12 protein-coding genes are annotated in these 7,583 nt (G+C 47.0%); all 12 read left to right on the top strand.

Features of this window, described 5'->3' with window-relative positions; translation table 11 throughout:
* Nucleotides 1-330, top strand: a 330-nt coding sequence (locus tag K5677_RS14365) for a phage portal protein (protein ID WP_296729344.1), incomplete at its 5' end; no start/stop codon positions are given.
* Complete coding sequence (locus tag K5677_RS14360) at nucleotides 323-1,117, top strand: head maturation protease, ClpP-related (protein WP_296729342.1); 795 nt, start codon at nucleotides 323-325, stop codon at nucleotides 1,115-1,117. The genes K5677_RS14365 and K5677_RS14360, both read left to right, overlap by 8 nt.
* 13 nt (nucleotides 1,118-1,130) lie before the next feature.
* Nucleotides 1,131-2,324, top strand: a complete 1,194-nt coding sequence (locus K5677_RS14355; protein ID WP_296729341.1) for a phage major capsid protein — start codon at nucleotides 1,131-1,133, stop codon at nucleotides 2,322-2,324.
* Nucleotides 2,321-2,593, top strand: a complete 273-nt coding sequence (locus tag K5677_RS14350; protein ID WP_296729339.1) for a head-tail connector protein — start codon at nucleotides 2,321-2,323, stop codon at nucleotides 2,591-2,593. The genes K5677_RS14355 and K5677_RS14350 overlap by 4 nt, the downstream gene beginning before the upstream one ends.
* The gene (locus K5677_RS14345; RefSeq protein WP_296729338.1) at nucleotides 2,593-2,946 is read left to right on the top strand and encodes a phage head closure protein; all 354 of its coding nucleotides are present in this window, start codon (nucleotides 2,593-2,595) and stop codon (nucleotides 2,944-2,946) included. Before K5677_RS14350 ends, K5677_RS14345 begins: the two co-directional genes overlap by 1 nt.
* Nucleotides 2,933-3,301: an HK97 gp10 family phage protein gene (locus K5677_RS14340; RefSeq protein WP_296729337.1), complete on the top strand. Its 369-nt coding sequence runs from the start codon at nucleotides 2,933-2,935 to the stop codon at nucleotides 3,299-3,301. Before K5677_RS14345 ends, K5677_RS14340 begins: the two co-directional genes overlap by 14 nt.
* Nucleotides 3,298-3,615 carry a hypothetical protein gene (locus K5677_RS14335; protein WP_296729334.1) on the top strand — a complete coding sequence of 106 codons (318 nt, stop codon included), beginning with the start codon at nucleotides 3,298-3,300 and terminating at the stop codon, nucleotides 3,613-3,615. The genes K5677_RS14340 and K5677_RS14335 overlap by 4 nt, the downstream gene beginning before the upstream one ends.
* Nucleotides 3,616-3,617: 2 nt before the next feature.
* Nucleotides 3,618-4,235, top strand: coding sequence for a major tail protein (locus K5677_RS14330; RefSeq protein WP_296729332.1), 618 nt, complete (start codon nucleotides 3,618-3,620; stop codon nucleotides 4,233-4,235).
* Between the two features lie 11 nt (nucleotides 4,236-4,246).
* Nucleotides 4,247-4,627, top strand: coding sequence for a hypothetical protein (locus tag K5677_RS14325; RefSeq protein WP_296729329.1), 381 nt, complete (start codon nucleotides 4,247-4,249; stop codon nucleotides 4,625-4,627).
* A gap of 229 nt (nucleotides 4,628-4,856) precedes the next feature.
* Nucleotides 4,857-5,696 carry a hypothetical protein gene (locus tag K5677_RS14320; protein WP_296729325.1) on the top strand — a complete coding sequence of 280 codons (840 nt, stop codon included), beginning with the start codon at nucleotides 4,857-4,859 and terminating at the stop codon, nucleotides 5,694-5,696.
* A 33-nt stretch (nucleotides 5,697-5,729) separates the two neighbouring features.
* On the top strand, nucleotides 5,730-5,996 hold the full coding sequence (locus K5677_RS14315; RefSeq protein WP_296729322.1) for a hypothetical protein: 267 nt from the start codon (nucleotides 5,730-5,732) through the stop codon (nucleotides 5,994-5,996).
* A 72-nt stretch (nucleotides 5,997-6,068) separates the two neighbouring features.
* Nucleotides 6,069-7,583 (top strand): phage tail tape measure protein (locus tag K5677_RS14310; RefSeq protein ID WP_296729320.1); only part of this gene is annotated, 1,515 nt, incomplete at its 3' end.

Below are 7,583 nucleotides of genomic sequence, written 5' to 3'. Positions count from 1 at the left end.
GAATTCGTAAAATACACCCTTGATCCGTGGCTGGTACGCTGGGAACAGGGACTACAGAAGGCGCTTCTTTCGGATTCCGAAAAGGGGCGCTATTTCATTAAATTCAATGTGGAAGGTCTGCTGCGCGGCGATTATGCAAGCCGTATGCAGGGCTATGCGACTGCAAGACAGAACGGCTGGATGTCCGCCAACGATATCCGTGAGCTTGAAGACATGAATGCAATCCCCGAAGAGCTGGGCGGAGATCTATATCTCTGTAACGGCAGCTTCACAAAATTACAGGACGCAGGCGCAGCTTACGAACAAAAGGAGGAATATACTAATGAATAACAAATTCTGGAACTGGGTTAAAAATGAAGAAACCAACGAATCTGAGCTCATTTTCAACGGGCCTATCTCGGAGGATACATGGTTCGGAGATGAGATAACTCCAGCCTTATTCAGAAATGAGCTCTCAAAAATAAGCGGAGACCTTACCGTATGGATAAACTCTCCCGGCGGAGATGTCTTTGCAGCTTCACAGATATACACCATGCTTCGTAACCATAAAGGCAAGGTTACGGTAAAAATCGACGGTATTGCTGCTTCAGCAGCTTCTGTTGTTGCTATGGCAGGTGATGAAACCCTCATAACTCCCACTGGCATGCTTATGATACATAACCCTGCTACCATAGCAATGGGTAATAAGTCGGATATGGAACAGGCTATAAGGCTGCTTGATGAGGTCAAGGAGAGCATTATAAACGCCTACGAGGAGAAATCTCACCAGTCACGTGCCAGGATAGCCCATATGATGGACGAGGAAACATGGCTTAATGCAAAAAAGGCTCTAAGCATGGGGCTTGTTGACGGCATCCTTTTTAAAGATTATGCTGCAGATGACTCTCCGGCTGAAGAAGATACGGATGAAAATACACCTGATGAGGATGAAAGTGAAGAACCTGACGAGGACGGTGGTAAGTTCAAGCGACGTAAAACTGACGATATTGCTGCTATGTCATATTCAGCTGCTTCTGCTATGGACAAGCTTATGAAGAAGATCTCAGCATCATATACACCGGTTACAGGTACACCAATCGACCAGCTGGACAAGAGATTGTCTCTGCTGAAACACTAAGGAGGAATGTGTAATGACTATTCAGGAACTCAGAGAAAAAAGAGCAAAAGCATGGGATACAGCCCGTGATTTCCTTGATTCAAAGCGTAACGCAAGCGGTCTTCTCTCAGAGGAGGACAGCAAAACATACGACGCACTGGAACAGACAATAGTTGACCTCGGCAAGGAAATCGAACGTATGGAAAGAGCCGAGCGTATCGGACAGGAGCTTTCAGCGGCTACTACAACGCCTGTTGTTGGAACTCCCGGCGCTCATGTCACTGATACTCCAAAACACTCTACAGGCACTGAGGAATACAGCAAGGCTTTCTGGAACAGTGTCCGTAACCGTAACTGGATCGATGTCCGCAATGACCTGCAGGTAGGCGAAGACACGGAGGGCGGCTATCTCGTACCTGATGAGTTTGAGAAAAAGCTCATTGAAGCCCTTGAGGAGGAAAACGTATTCCGTCCACTTGCCACAAGAATACAGACTTCAAGCGGCGATAGAAAGATACCTGTTGTAACTTCAAAGGGTGAGGCAGTATGGATGGAGGAGGAAGAGGCATATACTCTCTCCGATGACTCCTTCGGTCAGCTCTCACTCTCCGCTTACAAGGTCGGCACGGCTATAAAGATATCTGAGGAGCTTCTCAACGACTCCGTCTTTGACCTTCCCGCTTACATTGCAAAGGAATTCGCCCGTAGAATCGGTGCAAAGGAAGAGGAAGCATTTGTCGCAGGCGACGGTGTTGGCAAGCCTACGGGCATTTTCGCGGCTTCTGGAGGCGCTCAGGAAGGTGCAACCTCAAGCGGAGCTACAATCAGCTTTGATGACATGATAGAGCTGTTTTATTCTATCAAGAGTCCATACCGTAAGAAGGCTATCTGGCTTCTCAACGAGCAAACCGTCAAGGCTCTCCGTAAAATCAAGGATAATACTGGTAACTATATCTGGCAGCCCAGTGTTTCTAACGGTATTCCCGATACTATACTCAATCGTCCCTATGTAACTTCCGTTTACGCACCTACAATAGAAGCTGGCAGTAAGGCTATCGCATTCGGCGACTTCAGCTATTACTGGATAGCAGACCGTCAGGGGCGCAGCATGAAGCGACTTAACGAGCTTTTCGCCATGAACGGACAGATAGGCTTTCTTGCTTCACAGAGAGTTGACGGCAAGCTCATACTTCCCGAAGCGGTAAAGGTGCTGACTATGAAGGCATGATAACACTTGCTGAAACCAAGAATTATCTCCGTGTAGACCACTGCGAAGACGACAAGCTCATCATATCACTTATAGACACGGCTAAGCGCCTTGTGAAAGATGTTGGCAGAATGGACGATACTGCACTTGCGGTAAATGAGGAAACCTCACGGCAGGCTATGCTGTATACTGTATCATACCTCTATGAAAACCGCAATACTGCTGACTACCATAAGCTGACTCTTACACTGAGGGCGCTTTTATTTGCACAGAGGGAGGGCATTATCTGATGGAAATAGGATTGCTTAATCAGAGGATATCCTTCCTCGAGCATCATACCAAAACCGACGATATCGGCAATCATAAGGCTCAGTGGGAGGAGGCTTTCTCCTGCTGGGCAGCCGTTACTCCAAAGTCATCAACTGAAACGACAGAAGCCGGTGTTACAAAAGAAATCTACTCAATAGAATTCATAGTACGGCAGACCTCAGATACTATGAGGATAAATCCGACAACGCACAGGCTTCAGTTCCGTGGATTAACATATAACATTGACAGTATACTGCCAAATTACAAGTCTATGGACTATATGAGAATAACGGCAGGTACACGAAGGGCTGGTGAACAGGATGACTTCTATTGATGACATGGCAGATGTTATTATGAAAGGTCTGGCTGAATATGCTGAACTTGCAGATACTGAAATGAAAAAGGCTGTCAAAAAGACAGCTGCTAACGTTAAAAAAGAAATTTCTTCAAGTGCTCCGAAGCTCAGCGGCAAGTACCGCAAGAGCTGGACGATCAAGAAAACGAAGGAGAACAGTCATACACTCGAAATGACCGTTCACTCGAAAGACCGCTACCAGCTTGCGCACCTGCTTGAAAAAGGTCATGCAAAGCGGAACGGCAGACGTGTATCCGGCAAGCCGCATATTGCACCTGCGGAAGCACAGGGTGAGAAAATGCTCACTCGTATGATTGAGGAGGCGCTTTCATGACCTATGAAGAAATCAACGAAATGATGAAGGAGACAGGGCTTCCTTTCGCCTATCATCATTTTGCAGAGGGTGAGTCTCCACACCCGCCCTTTGTTATTTTCCTTTCACCCGGCGAGGACACCTTCGGCGCGGATAACCTGATGTATCACAGCTTCAAGCAGCTTGATATTGAACTGTATACGGATGAAAAGTCGCCCGATACGGAAAGCCGTGTGGAGGAAGTGCTGACGCAGCACAATATCTATTACACGAAAACTGAAAGCTGGATCGAGAGCGAGAAGCTCTATGAGGTGCTTTACGAAATGGAGGTATAACAATGGCACTGCAGAAGAATAAGGTAAAATTCGGTCTGAATAAGGTGCATTGGGCAAAGATCACGGCATGGTCGGACGATGGCGTTCCGACATTCGCAACGCCTGTGTGCCTGCCCGGTGCAGTTTCCCTGAGCATTGACGCGAACGGTGAAAACGAGAATTTCTATGCCGATAACAGCGTGTATTATGTCATCAACAACAACGCAGGCTATGACGGCGATCTGGAGGTTGCACTCATTACGACCGACTTTGCAACGGCGATTCTCGGTGAACAGCTTGATGCAAAGGGCGTTCTGGTGGAGCGCAACGATGCGGAAACATCGCAGTTCGCACTCATGTTCGAGTTTGACGGCGACAAGAACCACATCCGTCATGTGCTGTACTGCTGCTCTGCGTCCCGTCCTGCAACTGAGGGCGAAACTACGGAGGAGAGCAAGTCCGTCAAGACGGAAAAGCTCTCACTCAAGGCATCAGCACTGCCTAATGGACTTGTCAAATCCAAGACCTGCGAGAGTACGGATGAGAGTACATATAACGGGTGGTATAACGCTGTATACATACCAACAACTGCGGCTACGAATAACAATAATGCTGCAAAGGCCGCTAAAGCTGCTGAATAAGGAGGCGTACTATGGCTATACGAAAAGAAATAACGGTTGACGGAATAAAGGTACCATTCAAGGCAAGTGCTGCAATTCCGCGCCTTTATCGCATCAAGTTTCGCAGAGACATTTACAAGGATTTCGCTGCGCTTCAGACTTCTGTTCAGGAGGGCGATGAGGAAGGTTCAAACCTCGACATCGATAGCCTTGAAGTGTTTGAGAATATCGCATACATCATGGCGAAGCACGCTGATCCGGAGAACGTACCGGACACCCCCGATGACTGGCTTGAAGCGTTCAACACGTTCTCCATTTATGAGGTGCTCCCGAAACTCATTGAACTGTGGGGACTCAACGTGGAGACACAGGCGGAATCTAAAAAAAACATCGAAAAACTGACCGCCCGATGACAACTCCATTATTCCTATTGAGATGCAAACAGCTCGGCCTGACAATGACCGAGCTGGATATGCTTACGATAGGGTTAATCAACGATATGTTCACCGAGCGTGAAAATGATGATTTTGAGGGGTGGCAGGAGGTTGCTGGACAGGCTGATTTTGATAATTTCTAAATAGCCACTTTACTTTTTTCTCTTTATGCAGTATAATAAAGGAAAAGATCCTAAGGGGTGGTAATATGAGTAATTTTAGAGACGAAGATTATGCTTATATTCTTGGGGATTGTCTGCATGATATTTTTTATGTTGATTCATCTTACCGTGGAAAAATCGCTCAAATGAGGGTGCTTTCTGAAATAATAGTCAGGAAGCTAATCGATTTTAAGCCGGATGATCAGTTGACAATCGGCGACAAGGAAGTATTAAAGGAAGTAAAAGCCCTTACTTACGGAGACCATTTTATAAAATGTATTCTTGCTGTTAAGAATGACACAACTGATTATTATGCAGCGAATTCCTGTTCACATTCAAAGGTTCGCTCGCAAATAACACAAGATGATTATACCAAGATACATGATCATTTACTTGATCTTATTTCTTGCTTATTTATTCAGTTTTTCTCAAAACATTATTTCGGTACAAACGATAAGATAGTTAAGTGTTTCTCCTTACTTCCGCCTATTATTCGATGCAAGGTGTTGTGCTATTTGTACTCTGTTGACAATAATAACAAAGCTGTGATTGATAAACTGGTTTTAGTTATTTTGAAAGAGTTCGGGACTGAGGAAGCAACTCAATGGGTTGAGGATAATAAATCTCACTTGATTACAATTCCAATGCTTTGTAGTGAAAATATGTATGAACACTCTATGAAAACGATATCAACAAAGCTGAAAGCGACATACCAAACAATAGAGGAGGCAAAAGCGTTCTTCGATCATAATAAAAAAGCATTTGTTGAGGACACCGATGATGAAGTCCGAGAATTTGCAAAATTGATGGAGTTTTTCTATACCGGAAGAAAGGTAGACACAACAATAGTTCCGTCAGAGTATGTTGTAAGTTTTCATGACAAATAATAACTGCCATGTTTGTAAGGAGGAATGATTTGTATGCCGTACAATGCTTTAGGTGATCTGTATAAGATCGAAGTTGTCAAAAGACTTCAAAAAATGGGGTGCAATGTCAAAAGTGTTCATGCCTTAAATTTGATTTTAGAGGAAATGGGCATCCTTATTCATTCTGGAGATCATTGGCTCACTTCAAAAGAAGGTGTTAAGTACACCATATGCAACAGTCAAGTATTTGATGCTGATGCTTGGCACCATTCAATTGTTGATGCTGTTTTTGAGTATTTACAAAATAGCGAAAGAGCCTAAAATATTAATTACACACTAAGCACTTGCTCCGGCAGGTGCTTTTTTCATGCCCTCACGGAGGAGGTGAACCGCATGGCAAACAGAATCAAGGGCATCACCGTTGAGATCGGCGGAGATACGACCAAGCTGTCGAAGGCTCTGGAAGGCGTCAACAAAAACATCAAGAACACGCAGACGCAGCTCAAGGATGTGCAGAAGCTACTGAAACTCGATCCGACCAATACGGAACTGCTCTCGCAGAAACACAAGCTCCTCGCCGATGCGGTGAAGGCTACCAAAGAAAAGCTGGAAACCCTGAAAACATCAGCAGAGCAAGCAAATCAGGCACTTGCCAACGGAGACATCTCGCAGGAGCAGTACGATGCCCTGCAGCGTGAGATCATCGAAACGGAACAGAAATTGCAGAATCTTCAGCGTGAGGCGGAGGCTTCCAGTACGGCTCTTGCCAAGCTCGGTCAGGCGGGTGAAATGCTCGAAAAGGCTGGCGACAAAATCGCCGATGTCGGAACGACACTGACCACTCATGTGACCGTTCCTGTTATGGCTGCCGGAACTGCCGCAGTCAAGACCGCAGCAGACTTCGACTCCGCCATGAGCAAGGTCGCTGCTGTATCCGGTGCGACCGGTGATGAACTGGATGCTCTCCGTGATAAAGCCCGTGAAATGGGCGCAAAGACCAAGTTCTCCGCTTCCGAAGCCGCCGATGCCATGAACTACATGGCGATGGCAGGCTGGAAAACCGGAGATATGCTGGACGGCATCGAGGGCATCATGAACCTTGCTGCCGCTTCCGGTGAAGACTTGGCGACCACTTCGGATATTGTAACTGACGCTCTGACCGCTTTCGGCTTATCCGCTGCCGACAGCGGTCATTTTGCTGATGTTCTGGCGGCGGCATCGTCCAATGCAAACACAAACGTCAGCATGATGGGTGAAACCTTCAAATACTGTGCGCCTGTTGCGGGTTCTCTGGGATTTTCCTGCGAGGATACAGCGCAGGCAATCGGTCTGATGGCGAACAGCGGTATCAAGGGTTCGCAGTCCGGTACAGCACTGCGTTCGATCATGACAGCCCTTGCAGGCGAGGTCAAGTTCTGCGGTGATGCCTTCGGCGAAATGGAGATCGCAACCACCAATCAGGACGGCTCCATGCGTGAGCTGAACGACATTCTCGCAGACTGCCGTGTGGCTTTTGCGCAGATGTCGGAATCGGAACAGGCATCGGCGGCACAGGCGTTGGTCGGCAAGAATGCGATGTCCGGCTTCCTTGCGCTGATGAATGCCGCCCCTGCGGATATTCAGAAGCTGGAGGGTGCAATCAGCACTTGTTCCGATGAGATTGACGGCTACAACGGTGTAACCGCAAAAATGGCTGCTGTCATGCAGGATAACCTCGGCGGTCAGCTTACCATTCTGAAGTCGCAGCTTCAGGAGCTTGCCATTTCCTTCGGCGAAATCCTGATGCCTGCAATCCGTGCAATCGTGACGAAGATTCAGGGCTTCATTGACAAACTGAACGCTATGGATCCCGCCACAAAGGAAACCATTGTCAAAATCGCACTGGTAGCGGCGGCACTCGGACCTCTC

This window comes from Ruminococcus sp., from assembly GCF_024684275.1.
This window is presented reverse-complemented; position numbering and strand designations above follow the sequence as displayed.